This window comes from Coleofasciculus sp. G2-EDA-02 (genome assembly GCF_040226375.1).
GTDB lineage: Bacteria > Cyanobacteriota > Cyanobacteriia > Cyanobacteriales > Coleofasciculaceae > Coleofasciculus.
The window spans coordinates 78,647-94,105 of the sequence record NZ_JAVKEW010000140.1 but is presented as its reverse complement, the minus strand read 5'-3'; the positions used below and the strand labels follow the sequence as shown (position 1 = coordinate 94,105).

General features: G+C 46.2%; 13 protein-coding genes and 1 pseudogene. 9 read left to right on the top strand and 5 right to left on the bottom strand.

Features of this window, described 5'->3' with window-relative positions:
• Positions 1-302: 302 nt before the first annotated feature.
• From RLO19_RS16600 to RLO19_RS16570, 7 genes are all read left to right on the top strand, one after another.
• Positions 303-1,406 carry a hypothetical protein gene (locus RLO19_RS16600; RefSeq protein WP_446358109.1) on the top strand — a complete coding sequence of 368 codons (1,104 nt, stop codon included), beginning with the start codon at positions 303-305 and terminating at the stop codon, positions 1,404-1,406.
• A 39-nt stretch (positions 1,407-1,445) separates the two neighbouring features.
• Positions 1,446-1,829, top strand: a complete 384-nt coding sequence (locus tag RLO19_RS16595; RefSeq protein ID WP_446358107.1) for an endonuclease domain-containing protein — start codon at positions 1,446-1,448, stop codon at positions 1,827-1,829.
• A 49-nt stretch (positions 1,830-1,878) separates the two neighbouring features.
• The gene (locus RLO19_RS16590) at positions 1,879-2,001 is read left to right on the top strand and encodes a hypothetical protein (protein WP_446358105.1); all 123 of its coding nucleotides are present in this window, start codon (positions 1,879-1,881) and stop codon (positions 1,999-2,001) included.
• A complete protein-coding gene (locus RLO19_RS16585; protein WP_446358103.1) occupies positions 1,985-3,211 on the top strand; it encodes a restriction endonuclease subunit S in 1,227 nt (408 codons plus the stop codon). Before RLO19_RS16590 ends, RLO19_RS16585 begins: the two co-directional genes overlap by 17 nt.
• Position 3,212: 1 nt before the next feature.
• Entirely contained in the window at positions 3,213-6,470 is a 3,258-nt protein-coding gene (locus RLO19_RS16580; RefSeq protein WP_446358101.1) for a type I restriction endonuclease subunit R, read from the top strand.
• A gap of 143 nt (positions 6,471-6,613) precedes the next feature.
• Entirely contained in the window at positions 6,614-7,360 is a 747-nt protein-coding gene (locus tag RLO19_RS16575; RefSeq protein ID WP_446358100.1) for a M48 family metallopeptidase, read from the top strand.
• A 151-nt stretch (positions 7,361-7,511) separates the two neighbouring features.
• Positions 7,512-8,339, top strand: coding sequence for an ABC transporter permease (locus RLO19_RS16570; protein ID WP_446358098.1), 828 nt, complete (start codon positions 7,512-7,514; stop codon positions 8,337-8,339).
• 174 nt (positions 8,340-8,513) lie between these two features.
• On the opposite strand, the gene RLO19_RS16565 is transcribed toward RLO19_RS16570, so the two are convergent.
• Together RLO19_RS16565 and RLO19_RS16560 are read right to left on the bottom strand one after the other, a co-directional pair.
• Positions 8,514-9,008: a DUF3368 domain-containing protein gene (locus RLO19_RS16565; protein ID WP_446358096.1), complete on the bottom strand. Its 495-nt coding sequence runs from the start codon at positions 9,006-9,008 to the stop codon at positions 8,514-8,516.
• Positions 9,005-9,250: a UPF0175 family protein gene (locus RLO19_RS16560; RefSeq protein WP_446358094.1), complete on the bottom strand. Its 246-nt coding sequence runs from the start codon at positions 9,248-9,250 to the stop codon at positions 9,005-9,007. Before RLO19_RS16560 ends, RLO19_RS16565 begins: the two co-directional genes overlap by 4 nt.
• Before the next feature lie 155 nt (positions 9,251-9,405).
• On the opposite strand from RLO19_RS16560, the pseudogene RLO19_RS16555 reads away from it, so the two are divergent.
• Together RLO19_RS16555 and RLO19_RS16550 are read left to right on the top strand one after the other, a co-directional pair.
• A pseudogene (locus RLO19_RS16555) lies at positions 9,406-9,498 on the top strand (ABC transporter permease); the annotation flags it as partial.
• Between the two features lie 31 nt (positions 9,499-9,529).
• A complete protein-coding gene (locus RLO19_RS16550) occupies positions 9,530-10,108 on the top strand; it encodes a hypothetical protein (RefSeq protein ID WP_446358092.1) in 579 nt (192 codons plus the stop codon).
• Between the two features lie 33 nt (positions 10,109-10,141).
• Here the strand turns inward: RLO19_RS16550 and RLO19_RS16545 are convergent, their stop codons facing one another.
• The 3 genes from RLO19_RS16545 to RLO19_RS16535 form a co-directional block, all read right to left on the bottom strand.
• Positions 10,142-11,272, bottom strand: a complete 1,131-nt coding sequence (locus RLO19_RS16545; protein WP_446358090.1) for a CO2 hydration protein — start codon at positions 11,270-11,272, stop codon at positions 10,142-10,144.
• Positions 11,273-11,468: 196 nt separating this feature from the next.
• Complete coding sequence (locus RLO19_RS16540; protein ID WP_446358088.1) at positions 11,469-12,965, bottom strand: NADH-quinone oxidoreductase subunit M; 1,497 nt, start codon at positions 12,963-12,965, stop codon at positions 11,469-11,471.
• 258 nt (positions 12,966-13,223) lie between these two features.
• On the bottom strand, positions 13,224-15,107 hold the full coding sequence (locus RLO19_RS16535; RefSeq protein WP_446358086.1) for an NAD(P)H-quinone oxidoreductase subunit F: 1,884 nt from the start codon (positions 15,105-15,107) through the stop codon (positions 13,224-13,226).
• Between the last annotated feature and the right edge of the window lie 352 nt (positions 15,108-15,459).

Genomic DNA, 15,459 nt, shown 5'->3' with positions numbered 1-15,459 from the left:
CACCTACAAACTCTGTTTCTCATATTATTATTATACCTAAGATTAGAAAGAAAAGCAACTAAAGTTGCTAAACTAAACACATTGCTCGGTTTCATCCCTCGGATAAATCACGAGGGCTTTCACCATCGCTTATGACGTAATATCCGCCGTTATGCCGATAATACCCCACCACCAGAACCCCAGGATGTCCGGGCGCATCTGATGGGAGGGATACCGGAGTCGGAAATTGAAGCCAAGCGAGAGTTATTTGCTGCCCACGGGTTTGACCCGATGGCGCTGTTGCAACGGAGGGCAGGATAGAGGTGGTTGTGTATTTTGAGTTTGTGCCGACGCTAACAGAACGGAGTCAGATTAAGCCGCAAATTGAAACGAATCCGGGGGTAGTACAGCAGGAGGAAAAGCTGCGCCTGGTGACGTTGGCATGGTGGCAACAGCAGGAATTGGATTTGATTGAACTGCCTAATACTAAGCAGTTGATGAAGTTGCGATCGCAGTTATTGCAGACATTTGAACAGGCGGTGCGCCCGATTGGGTTGTTGGATCGGTTTAAGACGATGGGGGTGATTGTTAGTTGGTGGGAGGAAGCTTATGAGGAATCGGCGGATTTGAAGCGATTGGAAAGCCGGGGGTTTAAGGGGTTGATTGACTCCTGGGTGGAGTCGATTCGGGATGAAATTGAGGATGAGGATAGGAAGTCGGCACAGAAGTTTGACCCCTTGAGTCACAAAATTGTTAAGAAATTGGTGCCGGAATACCTGCAAGAGTTGGAAGAAACCGAGGCGGAGATTGCCAGGTTGGAGCAGGAAAAAGAGGCTTTTGAGCAGGGCGATGAGGGGGAAGCGGAAGATGGGGAAACGGTGAATTTTGTCAAGGAGTTAGAGGGGCAGTTGAAGGATTTGAAGCATTCGATTAAGGATGCTCAGAAGCGGATTAAGGTGTTGCAGGGGAGTAATCGAAAGAAAGGTTCAATTAAATATGAGGCGAAACAGGGGCGGGATACGACTGAGTTAGAGGAGGAGTTGGCAGAGTTGCGATCGCAGGTTGAGCCTGTGGAGGGGGAAATTAGTGAAATTGAGGAGCAGCTTAAGCCTTATTACCAGATTTTAGAGGCGTTGAGGGAGGTTCGCAAGCGGCTGCGGGAATTAAAGGCGCAATTGGTGGAACGATTGCAGGAGGCGAGTGAGGCGCTGAGTTTGGAGGAAGCGCAGCAGTTGGTGTTGGAGTTATTTCGGGTGGATTTATTGGCGCAGTTGGAGCGGTATGTCACGGAACATCGGCAGTTAGTGATTGCGGCGGTTGAGAATTGGTGGGATAAGTATCGGGTGACGTTGGGGGAAATTGAGCAGGAAGAGGAGGGGTTGAGTCAGGATTTGGGTAAGTTGTTGCGGGGGTTGGGGTATGTGTGATTTAGGGGAATTTTTAAGGATAGTAGGAAGGATATCCCGATGCCAAGATATAAAAAACTCAATACTTCCGACTTCTACTTGCCTTACAATCCTCAACTTGTAGCGAGAGCAAAGGAATTACGACACAATCCTACCCCCGCAGAAAAGAAGTTGTGGCAAGGTTATCTTAGAAATTTTCCTTTTAGAGTGCTGCGACAACGACCCATTGATCAATTTATTGTTGACTTTTATTGTGCTGCACTGAGGTTAGTAATTGAGGTTGATGGAGATAGCCACTTTACTCCAGAAGGGCAGGTTTATGATCAGGAGAGAACTGATGTTTTGGAGGGTTATGGATTGAGGGTAATCAGGTTTGCTAATTTTGAGGTGATGAGTTATTTTGAGGGGGTTTGTCGGCGGATTGATGAGTTGAGATCCCCCTAAATTTTTAAGGGGGACTTTTACTCTGCTGATTAATCCCCAGGATCAGCAGGTGGAAATTTATCGCCAAGGGGTAGGGGCGCATGGCGATGCGCCTGTACAGGTGGTGGGGATGCCTGTGGTGTTGTCGGGGGAGGAGGTTTTGCCGGGGTTGGGGTATGTCAATATCAATTGATGAATGGCAAGAAAAAATACTGGCTAACCTCATCGACTTAGAATATGGAGCGGGACTGTTGGAATCAGAGAGAACCGGAGAAGGTTTTCCTGTCTATGGTTCTAGTGGGATTGTCGGTAAGCATAGAAACTACTTAGTTGAGGCTCCTGGTATTGTTGTAGGACGGAAGGGAAGTATTGGGTCTGTATTTTGGACTAACGAAGCATTTTATCCAATTGATACGACTTACTACGTCCAACAAAAAACAGAGGATGATTTGCGATGGATTTATTGGTATTTGACGTATCTACCACTGCATAAATTAGACACATCTACAGGTGTTCCAGGACTAAATCGCAATGATGCTTATAAGGTAAAGATTTTTGTCCCCCCTCCTCCAGAACAACAAAAAATTGCCCAAATCCTCGACACAATAGACCAATTAATCGCCGTCACCGACACCCACATCACCAAACTCAAGAAAACAAAAGCCGGACTCCTCCACGACCTCCTCACACGCGGCATTGACGAGCATGGCGAACTGAGAGACCCTACCCGCCACCCTGAGCAGTTCCAGGATTCACCTCTGGGCAGAATTCCGAAAGATTGGGAATTTGGGAAGCTCTGTAATTTTTATGCTGTTCCTGCTCGTAATGGACTTTATAAACCTGCTGAATACTATGGACAGGGTAATTTAATGATTCATATGCCTCAAATGTTTAGAGGCTTGGAAATAGATGCTTCAGATGCAGCTCGTGTTGAAGTTAGCTCTGATGAATTAGAGCGATTTAGCTTGTGTCAAGGAGATTTAGTTTTTGCTCGGCGATCTCTTAACTTAGAAGGAGCTGGTCGCTGTTCTTTGGTGCCTCAGCTTAATGAAGCAACAACATTTGAATCATCAATCATTCGCGTCAGATTGTCCAAAGATGAATTAGTTCCTACTTTTGCTAATTATTTTCTTAACAGTGAAATTGGGGAACGCCTGAGATTACCTCTAATTCGACAAGTAGCTGTGTCAGGCGTTTCCAGTGAGGATATTGCTTCTCTTCCTATTCCAAAACCCTCAGTTGAGGAGCAAAACAGGATTATTAGTCAGATTGAGACTTATGAAAAGCTTATTCAAACGAAGGAACTTCAACAGGAAAAACTAAAACTCCTAAAAAAAGGTTTAATGACAGACCTCTTAACCGGAAAAGTTCGCGTAAAAACTGACCCAACCCAGGAGAACTAAAATGGCAAAATTAAGCCCTGAATACAACTATTGTGAACAGCCAACCATCCGCCAACTTACTAGCATAGGCTGGAACCATATCAACGCCAATCCTTGGGCAGAACAACCCGAAGAACGGGACAATTACCACGAGGTACTCCTCCTCAACCGACTGCGCCAAAAACTCCGCGATATTAACCTCAATCCCAATAATCAACCCTGGCTAGACGAACGACGAATTAACCAAGCGATCGCACAACTCCAACGCCTCGATCCCGGTAAACTAATTGAGAAAAACGAAACCGCCACCAACCGACTCCTCAACGGCGTTTATGTAGACGGACTCAACAATAAACGAGTCAAAATTAACCTGATTGACTTCGACCATCCCCACCGTAACAACTTCCTAATTATCAGCCAATTTCGCGTCAATCCTCCCGGCGTAAACGGTGCTAAAGGTTCCCTGCGTCCCGACTTAGTGCTATTCGTCAACGGTATCCCCCTAGTCGTGATTGAATGCAAAGATGCCGGAAGCGATAAGCTAAACCAGGGAATTAACGACCTCCTTTTCTACTCCAACCAGCGTAATAGTGACATCCCCGAAGGTATCGAGACGCTATTCCACTACAACCAACTGATGATATCCTGCACTCCAGGACGGGCAAAAGTCGGTACAGTCGGCAGTCAGCCCAAGCATTACCTCGAATGGCGAGATACTAGCCCTTTTGACCCTGAAACCATTGCCACATCCTTGGGTATTCTACAATTAACGAACCCCGAAGGCGATCGCAACCTGGAACAAATACAGGAAGATAGTAAAACCAAAGCTGGACTTAACCGCCGCCAGCAGCTTATCGCCGGGATGCTGCACCCGGAAAACCTCCTCGATATCCTGCGCCATTACACCCTATTTACCACCAAACACAACCGCCGCCTGAAAATCGTCCCCCGCTACCAGCAATTTCGCGCCGTCTACAAAGCCATTCATCGCCTGCAACAGGGACAACCCACTGCTTCCCCGGATACCCCTAACCCTCGCGGCGGGATTATCTGGCATTACCAAGGCTCTGGTAAAAATTTAGATATGGTGTTCATCCTCCGCAAGATTCGCACCATTCCCCAACTGCAATCCTTTAAAGTTGTGATTATCACCGATCGCACGGACTTACAACAACAGCTTTCCGAAACCGCTACCCTCTCCGGGCAAACTCTACAAATTGCCCAGAGTATCAATGATTTAGCCAAAAAACTACGCGCCACTAAACCCGGTATAATCTTCGGGATGGTGCAAAAGTTTAATGAGATTGGTGGTTCTATTGAAGATAAAAAACTGCTTGAGCAATTTGAGAAAAATCCAGCTTATATAGAAGAAGAATATGCCCTCAATCGCTCCGATAAAATCCTACTTTTAATCGACGAAGCACATCGTTCTCACAGCAAAGCACTCCACACTTATCTGTGTGCAGCCTTACCGAAAGCCGCTAAAATTGGCTTTACTGGCACGCCGATTATCTCGAAAAAAAAGAAGCGCACTACCGAAATATTCGGTTCCTATATCGATACCTACTCCATCCGCGAGTCCCAAAAAGACGGCGTTACCGTCCCCATCTTCTACGAAGGCTTAGAAGCAATGGGCGCAGTAGGGGGTGCTGACACCCTCGACCAACTTTTTGAGGTCATCTTCCGAGACTATACCCCCGAAGAACGCAACCAAATTAAAGCCAAATACGCCACCAGTAAAGAAGTTCTCAAAGCCAAAGAACTGATGCAATCCAAAGCCCGCCATATACTGCGGCACTATATTACTCGGATTATGCCCCACCAGTTTAAGGCACAAGTAGCAGCGAGCGATCGCGAATCCTGTGTTCTCTACCAGCAATACCTCAGTGAAGCGAAAGCCGAACTAGTGAAAGAACTCCAAGAAAAAGCGCTCATTCTGCAAAGTTTAGCCGATGCCGATCTAGAAACCTTAGACGAAACCCTCCGCTTTCAAGTCGCCGCCTATCCCCACCTCAGCGCTATCCAACGCCTAGAATTTGCGGCTATTATTTCCGCCGATAGCAAAAATGACCCCTCAACCTGGAAGCCGTGGACAGATGAAACCAACCAGACTACATATATAGAAAATTTCAGTAAGCCCCTAGCAGAGGACGGGATGGCGTTCCTCATCGTTAATAATAAATTACTGGTGGGATTTGACGCACCCTTAGAGCAAGTCCTCTATGTGGATCGCAGCTTAAAAGAACACGACTTATTACAAGCGATCGCCCGTACCAACCGCACCGCAGAAGGTAAAAATTACGGTCTCATTGTCGATTACTACGGTATCGATATTGCTGAAGCCATGCAAGTTTACGATACTGAAGACGTAGAGGGAGCCTGGTTTGATATCCAAGAGGAATTACCCAAACTCGACGAAGCCCATCAGCGCGTGATCAACTTCTGGCGCAACCATAATAAAGATATTTACGGCGAAGAAGAAGACTGTATTAACCTACTCTACGACGAACGCCTTCGAGCTGAATTTTACCATCTTTTGCGGGACTTTCTGCAAGAAATGGATACCTTTCTCCCCCGTCCCCAAGCCCTGCGTTACCTTAAGGATGCCAAACAACTGGGACGATTGAAAAAACTGGTTGATGATATTTTCCGCGACGAACGCCCCGAAGATGCCAAAGAAAAAGTCCGCACCCTGATCGACCAACATATTCAAGCCCAAGGAATTGATTTAAAGGTACCACCAATTGATATCCTTTCCCTCGACTTCGAGCAACGAGTCCAACAGCGCCATTCTCCCCAAACCCGCGCCGCCGAGATGGAACACGCCATCCGTTACCACATCCGTACCCATTTCAACGATGACCCAGTTTACTACCACCAACTGAGTGAAAAGTTAGATAATATCCTACAACAACACGGGGAAAACTGGGAGATAATTGCCGCCGAATTTATCCGACTCGCTCAAAACGTCCGCGCCGATGAAACTGAAACCAGCGATAACCAACCCAGCGCCAAAATCCGCCCCTTTTACAACACCTTAATTGATACCCTCGACTCCCCCTCAGAGGAGATAAAAACTCAAATCCAAACCTTAGCCACAGAACTGGTGGAGTTTATCAACCAACAAACCCAAATCGTCGGCTTCTGGAACGATTTAGCGCTGAGGGAGGAACTGCGGAAGCGAATTTGGCTCAAACTGGAGGATAAGCTGCTGTTTGCGGATGAGGAAGTAGACAGACTTGCTGACGATATCACTCAGTTAGCCGAACGACACGCTTGAGAGGAGGTTTGGAAAGTTGTCGGTTAGGTGTTGTGCCGTTGAAGATTTTTCATTGCCGTGATTGATACCCGCCTCAAAATTGCTAACCTACCAGACAGAAAAAATAATGAGTCAATCGCCAAATTTCCGATAAAATCAGGGGCATGACCATCCTGACATTTAAAGAACTCTCCTTTGAATTACGCGAAAGTCCCCGTCGCCGCACGGTAGAAATTGCCATCGAGCGAGACGGTAGCCTGGTATTGGTAACACCGCCCCACGTCCCCCAGGACGAACTAGAGCGCATTGTCGAACAGCGTCGCTTCTGGATTTACAGTAAACTCATCAAAAAAGAATCCTACAAAGCACCTACTGGCACAAAAACCTACCTCCCCGGAGAAGGATTTTACTATCTTGGTCGCAGCTATCGCCTCAGACTCGTTGATAATGCCAAAACCCCCCTCCAACTCTACCAAAGCCGCTTTGAACTTTTGCGATCTGCGCTTCTCCCAAGGGGAGACGCCAAGGGCGAACGCCGCAGCGCTTCGCTATCGCAACAACATCGGGGTCAAGAACACTTCATCCAGTGGTATCGCACTCACCTACCCCCCCACCTCGAAGCCACCATTAACCCCCTAGTCAACCGCATCGGCGCATCCCCCCGTTCCCTCCAAGTGCGCGAACTCGTCTATCGCTGGGGTTCCTGTTCCCCTCAAGGCGGACTCTATTTTCACTGGCGGGTGGCTATGCTTCCCCGCTCAATGATTGAATACATCGTCGTTCACGAACTGGTGCATCTCATCGAACCACACCATAACCGTGCCTTCTGGGATAGAGTAGCTCGAATCTTACCCGATTTTGATAAGCGCAAGCACTGGTTAGCTGAAAATGGGGCAATTTACACCCTATGAGTAAACAAAAACCAACTGACCGCTCTCCAGGCGAGCCAACGCCGTCAACCCTTCGGACTTCAGGGCTTTATCCCCATCTCCCCCACACCATAAGCCAGATGCCCGGAATTATGAAGTAATATTAAGAAAAGCTGTTAGCGATATCGATATTGTGAAGTCTAATCCCGTCTTCTCCTTCGGCAAAACTCTCAAAGGCAGTCAGTGGCAAACCATCTTAGCTGATAGCCTCACCGTATTCTGGGGCGAGTGGCTAAAGCTACGTGTAAGAATTGGGCAAGTCGCAGCGGCTGGACTCATCTCCCCACTAATTTACATTATCGCATTTGGGTTGGGATTGGGTAGCACCCTCAATTCAGCCATGGAATCGGCGGCGGGTGACAGCTATTTGGAGTTTATCCTACCGGGAATGATTGCTTTATCGTCGATGACGATTAGCTTCAGTGGGACAACCTTTTCGATATGCGGTGAACGGCTTTACACCAAGACGTTTGCTGAAACGCTACTTATGCCTGTACACCCCTTGTCGCTGTATTTGGGTAAAATTTTGGCTGGAATCGTGCGCGGGTTGATGACATCCGGTTCGGTGATTGTGGTAGCGGTTCTATTTACAGGTAAAGTTTTCAGCTTTATCAATCCCTTATTTTTGCTGGTGTTGCTGCTAAATTGTGCCGTATTTTCCGGTTTAGGGGTAATTGTGGGATTGAATGTAAAGTCCTTGGAATCCGTAGGACTTTATAACAATTTTTTGATTGTACCGATGTCATTTTTGGGCGCAACTTTTTTTGATCCGAGAACATTACCCTTGGCATTAAAAGTTATCGTCTACTTGTTACCCCTCAGCTATGCCAGTACCGGATTACGGGCGGCTGCCTATTTACCCCTATCCCAGTTTCCCTGGTATTCTATCCCAGTGTTATTATCCTTCGCGATCGCACTATCGTTTGTTGGCGCTTACAAATTCGCCCACCAGCAGGATTAGATCTGAATTTTAATTCCCTGTTCTGTGTTCCCTAAGTAGTCGGACAAAAGAAAACGGCACGCTCATTAATTTATGTAAACAGCCCTCAAACTCTTACTGTTGCCTGTTCCCTAATCTCAACCGTTAACTTTAATTGTGTCTTGTGTTCTAACGTGTCATTCTGAGCCAAGTTAGCTACTCACCAGCCGCTTGTAGAATTGTTGCATACAACTGACTACTTACCCGAAAATCTAACTCCCCCATCAACCGATCTATCAGAGGCTTAACCGTGGGAATGAAACCATTCTGTTTAGCTTGTAGTAGAACGCCTAACAGCCCAGTTACATTGAGTCCATAATTGGTTGCTAACGCTCTGCCACGCCGCTCATCCATCAGGAGTAGGTTAGCTTTCAATTCCAGTGCCAAAATGATTGCTTCGGCTTCACCCAAATCAATATTGTTCTGGCTAGTTTGAATGTCTGTCACCCTTTGAACATCAGCAACTGCTTTAGTCTGAATCCAAGATAGAGACTGTACTTCGACTGCACCAGGAACAATTTTATTCACTGCCACCATTTCATCATAGACAGCTTGCGGAATAATGATGGTTTTATAGAGTTGCCGCAATAAATCGAGCTGACCAATTGCTGCCAGATTGGTGATGGGTGAGGTATCACTGACAACAATCATAGTAAGCCCATTGACTGCAAGGTTTGAATATCTGACTGAAAATCTTCTACATCATAGTTGATACAAAGTCCTCGTTTCCCTAATTCGTGTTGGAACTCAATTACGCTCAGTCCAGTCCAGGCGCGGACTTTGCCACTGCTGATTTTTTCTTGTTTGTACAGCATGATGGCAATCTCTAGCTTCAGTTCATCCTCAGTCATCTTGGTGGCTTGGAGGATGTCATTCGGTATGACTAGACTCATCGGTTTCGGTTGGAGGACATTGAATTATTCTGATTCTAAGGATAAGCGATTCTGCATCACAAAGGTTCTGGGGTTTGACTCAGTGTCCACCCACTTATCCCAATCTCCCCCACACCATAAGCCAGATGCCCGGAATCATGAAGTAATATTAAGAAGAGTTTCCCTGGTACTCTATCCCAGTGTTATTAGCCTTCGCGATCGCACTATCCTTTATCGGGGCTTATAAATTCGCCCACCAGCAGGATTAGAGCTGAATTTTAATTCCCTGTTCCCTAAAAAATGACAAATGACTTCATCACGTTAGAATTGCGATGGTTCAATCGCGGTATTCTCCCCACAAAGGTAAACGATTGGTTTGCCACAGATTGTCCAGGTGAGACATTAGGATTGCCAGAAACAAGGGAGGATATCTGTCTTTATATCCCCGATTGTCCTTATCTGAATATTAAATTTCGGCAAGGCAGTTTAGAGGTTAAGTGGCGTAAAGCAGAATTGGGTATGCGGCAATTTGGTGGCTTCGGGGAAGGAAGTATTGAGCAATGGATTAAGTGGAGTTGTCAAGACTCAACCTCTGAGAGTCTAATGCCCAAAGGCGGCTTGATGCAAGGATCATGGGTGCAGGTGAAGAAAGCGCGATCGCAACGTTTTTACCAAGAGATTACCTATGAATTAACCCAGCTTACAGTTAACAATGAGAATTGGTGGACAATTGCATTTGAGGCACTTGTTGAAGTTGACACTATGAATTTGGAGGAATTTGAGCAGGGTGTTAGCGAAATAGGTCAAACTTATCAGGGATTATCCTTACAAAATCACCAGTCTTGTGCCTATCCTAGTTGGCTGAATCAGGTTGTTTAGAGGTTTAGTAGTAGGGGTTTGGTAACCAAACCCCTACTGATTAACATCATTGATCCGCGATGTCACAAATCGATCCATCCAATTCTCCAAATATGCCCGATTTTCCGCCTGTTGTTCCGGTTGCGTCGTATCCAAGGGATGAGGCGCTAATCCCAAAATTGCCGCCGTTGTTACACAAAACATCGACTTCTGAAACGTTTGGCAAATCTGCACCCGCAAGTCATCCTCTCCCCGACGCGATCGCTGATACACTTGATGCAGATAGTCGGGTAAGTAATGACGCATATCTTGCATCAATAATGTCGGTGGAATCCCCGCCCCCCCAATCGGTAACGGATCAGCATATAATGCCCCATAGGTAAACTTACCTTGCTCTGGCGGAATCTGATTAGCTTGGGCGTTATAGGAAACTGTCCCCAAAAACGGTGTTCCCCGGAAGAAAATCGCCTCCACATAGGGTACCGCCGTATCCATCAGAAACGTTAACCCAGCGGATTTAGGAATTATCTCATACTCGCGATCGCGAATTTTCACGCTATAAGTAATCGGTTTATTCGCCGCCGCTACTAACCCATTTAAAATATGTTCAACAACTTGCGGAATTGTCTTAATTTCCCCATTGTCATAGCGATTAGATAACTCCATAAACATATCACTCATCACCCGCCAGAATTGCCCCAAGCCACTGTAATATGCCATCTGGCGCACTTGTTCGGTGAGAAAATCGGGAAATAATTCATTTATCCCCTGCACAAAAGGATTCCGCTGAAACTTTGCCTGAATCGCAGCGGCACAGTGTTGCTCAAATTCTGGCGTATCTAAATAAGCATCTAATCCACCACCCCCATGCCAAAACATGGCTTTCATACAGTATTCCGCATATTCAAAATTAATCCTATTATGCCACCAGTGCTGCAACAGCTTCTGGAAAGAAACGTCACCGTTGAAATATTTAAAAAATGGAAAAAAGACTAAAAACTGATTCTCAGAAATATAAATTAGATTGCGTGAATAGGCATCTAGGACAATACCATAACTATGTAAAATACCCACAACCTCTAGCACATTCTCCGGTGAATCTACTAGCAATGCTTGACCTGAATTCAGGCGTTTAATGTAAGGTTCTAGGGGATGATTTTTAGGTTTCTTTTGACTAATAACCATATAACTTATTGTTAATAAACTGTTTTATTTATTTTAGAGGCTATTTATCAAGGAAACATGATTCCCTCAACCCCCTCTTGAGAATGGGATATATTCCCCCGCTTTTGATAGGAACTATTTTTCCCCCCTTTTGAAGGGGGGGCTAGGGGGGATCTCCAAACCAACCCGCCCCTACCCAATAACGTTTAACTTTATCTTACTGACTCACCTCAACCCCTAAAGCCATTGTTGGTGAATGTGTCACCATCGTCGCTGTGGCTGTTTCACTCAACCGCACTAACCATCCCGGTTGAATGCCAAAAATCACAATCAACACCGCTAAGACAATCGCCGGTATCCGTTCACTCCAATAAACACGGGGTAAATCAATCACCTGCGCCGAGAGACGACCAAAAAAGGTGCGATCCAGCAAAATTAAGAAATACACTGCTGTTAAGACTGTCCCAATCATACACAGAAGGGTTTGCACAGGAAACGCTGGAAAACTACCCCGAAATACCAGAAATTCTGAAATAAATCCTACCATTCCCGGAATTCCCGCACTCGCCATCACCGCTAATACCATGAAGCTACCAATCAATGGTAATCCCCGTTCCCGATTCAATAGTCCATTGAGAACATCTAAATCCCGCGAACCCGTCTTCTGATAAACCACCCCCACCAGGAAAAACAATAACGCCGAGATTAACCCATGACTCACCATTTGCATAACCGCCGCCACCAGCGAAATTGATGTCGCTGCGGCGGCTGCCAGTAGAATATAACCCATGTGAGCGACTGAACTAAACGCCACCATCTTCTTCATATCCCGTTGCGCGATCGCATTAAACGCCCCATAAAGCACACTGACAACCGCCCACGTTGCTAACCAGGGGGCGACTACTATCCAAGCTTCTGGAAATAATCCTAAACCAAAGCGCAATAATCCATAAGTACCTAACTTCAGCAAAACCCCCGCCAAAAGCATAGAAATCGGCGTAGATGCTTCAACGTGGGCATCGGGTAACCAAGTATGAAAGGGTACTAAGGGAATTTTAATTCCAAAGGCGATGAGAATTCCTCCCAATAATACCAATTGACGACCCACGGGCAATAATGATGCCAAGTCTTGGACATTACCGTATGCAAAGTTATTCGCCCCGCTCAAAAAGACCACCCCTAAAAAGACAGCCAAAACCAGCGCCCCAGACGCTGCTGTATATAAGAGAAACTTAGTTGCTGCATAGCCGCGCCGTTTTCCGCCCCATATTGCAATTAACAAATATAAAGGAATTAATTCCAATTCATAAAACAGGAAAAACAGCAACAAATCTTGTGCCAAAAATGCCCCCGCCACCCCAGCATTTAATAACAGAATTAGCGTGTAATAAAAGCGAGGGCGTTCTAAATCCTCATCGGTACAGTAAACCGCCATCGCGGTGAGTAAACCATTCAAAACCAGCAAAGGCATTGACAACCCATCAATACCTAAACTGTAGGTTAACCCAATCGACTCAATCCAAGACCAATTCTCTTGAAACTGAAGATTCATCTGACTGGGATCAAACTGCGCGAGTAGCACCAGCGACCAAACAAACAGACCACTGGCAACAATGAGTGTAACTTGACGCGCCCCTTTTGCCATCAGTCTAGTGGGTAAAAATCCTATAAATAGGGCTGTTAATAGCGGCACTAAAATTAAGATACTTAGCATAATTTCTCATTTGTTTATGTCATTTCTCATACTCGCTCCCTTGAGAAGCAAGCTACGTCATACCCGCTTCCCTTGAGAAGCAAACCAAATCATTTTCATTAGTCATGATCCTCTGCGTACCTCTGCGTTAACCTCTGCGTACCTCTGCGTTAAAAAAATATAACCTTTGATACCAACGAATCAATCAGAGCGGGTTTAGCCACACTTGGGTTAAGTCATAAATAGTTAAACCCACCCCTACAACCGACAACAAAATTTTTATTGCCCATTCAGAAACAACCACCGTTCCCAGGGCCACTGACTGAGGGGCCAACACATTAACACTGCTAATACGCTGACGCCGACGAGAATCGTTAACAGGTAAAACTGGGATTTACCTGAAACACTATACCTTAATGATTGACCGCCAACGACAGTAGCCAGACCAACTAAATTCACCGCACCATCGACAATATGACGGTCAATCCAGTCGGTCAGTTTAGAAAACAGGTCAACGGCAAACACGACTGTCAAGTTGTAAAGTCTATCGACATAAAAATCGTAAGCTAAAAGGTCTTGCAAAAATCTCACGGGTAAGCTAATAGATCTTAGTCCAGTTCTGGGCAGATCAATTAAACCCCCGATCGCACAACCAACTACGCTGGAACCCAATAATAATAGTTGCGGTACCTTAACCAGGTACTCATACTTATCAGGGGGTAACAAGTTTAATTGTTGCAGCAACAAAGGCATAATCAGAGTAATCAGAGTTAACCCCACCATCGGAAACGCCATGGGCCACGCGACTTCAGGAGTGCGGCGAGTTTTTGGCTGGGGAGTGCCTAAAAATACCAAGCGAAAGACGCGGGTTAGTCCTAAAGCGGTAATGCCATTCACCACGATAAAAGTTGCGACTAATCCGGGTGAATCAGTCAACAGGGAGTTAATACCTTTACTTAATGCCCAATACCCCCCTAGGGGCAATAGCCCAATCATCCCCGCCGTTCCGACAACAAAGGCAGTGGTTGTCGCGGGCATTCGTGACCACAAGCCGCCCATCTCGGTGAGATTTTGGTTACTGGTGGTGAGAATAATCGAACCGGTACTCATAAATAATAAGGCTTTGGCAAAGGCGTGGGCGAGGAGTAACGCCGCTGCAATATCGGCGCGTCCGGTTCCAACGGCGATAAACACCAATCCTAAATAGGCACTGGTGGTATGGGAGAGCGATCGCTTAATATCAACTTGGGCAATAGCGACTAAGGATGCACCAATTGCCGTCACTGTGCCAATTCCCACTAACACGGATAAGGTGACTGGGGATAGGGCTAAAATCGGCAGCAGTTTAATCAACACATAAGCCCCACAGCAGACAACCAACGAATTCCGCAAGACGGAGGCGGGGTTTGGTCCTTCCATTGCTTCATCTAACCACAAATGCAGGGGAAATTGAGCGCATTTCCCCAGGGGTCCAGCGATTAAGGCGAGCCCCAGTAACGTGGCGAAGAAGGGGGAGAGGGTGGCGGTTCCTGCCCAATCATATAGGTTATTAAAGTCTAAGCTACCGGCGAGGCTTCCCAGTGTCACCACCCCCATTAACAGCAACATGTCTCCCACCCGTTTAGTGAGAAAGGCATCTCGTGCAGCGGTAACCACTAAGGGTTGAGCATACCAAAAGCCGACGAGTAAATAGGTGGAGAGGGTGAGCGTTTCCAACAGGGCGTAGCTTAAAAGTAAGGAATTACTCAACGCAATCCCACTCATCGCCCCTTCAAAGAATCCCATTAAGGCAAAAAAGCGAGCTAATGCCCAGTCTTTTTCCATGTAGCCTAGGGCATACAGTTGCGCCAACAGGCTGAGGCTGGTAACCACCTCTACGGCGCCTGTACTCACAGGAGAAACTTCTAGGGCGAAGGAGAAATTGACGCCGCCGACTTGTAGCCAGTCGAACACAAACTCGTTCACCATCGGCTGATTTACGGCAGACCGAAAAATCACTCCGCCGTGAATACAGGTAACAATCGTCATTAATATGTTAAAATATGCAGCCGGACGGGGACCTGTGCGACGAATCACACCTGTTGCCCAAGGTAGGGTTAAAATTGCGCCAATTAACCCGTAAAATGGTACTAACCAAATTGTCTGATTCAGAAACTCTGTCATCCCGCTTGCGTACCTCGTTGGTTGATCATATAGATACAGAATTTTGCTTATTAACAGAGGGATTCTCTTGTCGCGATCGCTGTTTTAGTCCCTCTATTTAAAAGTCAGCTTAATCAAAGTGATAAACTGAGCTTATACTATAGACCCTTGACCTTCTCTCCATGCTTCAGTGCTTCTGTTCTACCCGTTGCCCCAGCTTGAGATGAGGTGATCGCCACGACGCCTGGAAATAAATCATTCAACTTATAGAAAGATTATCAAAAAATTATAAAACAAAGCCAACTTTTGGCAAAAGCTGAGAATTTTGCCTAACCTCTCGATTATTATCACGCCAACGTTAAGTTTTATTAAA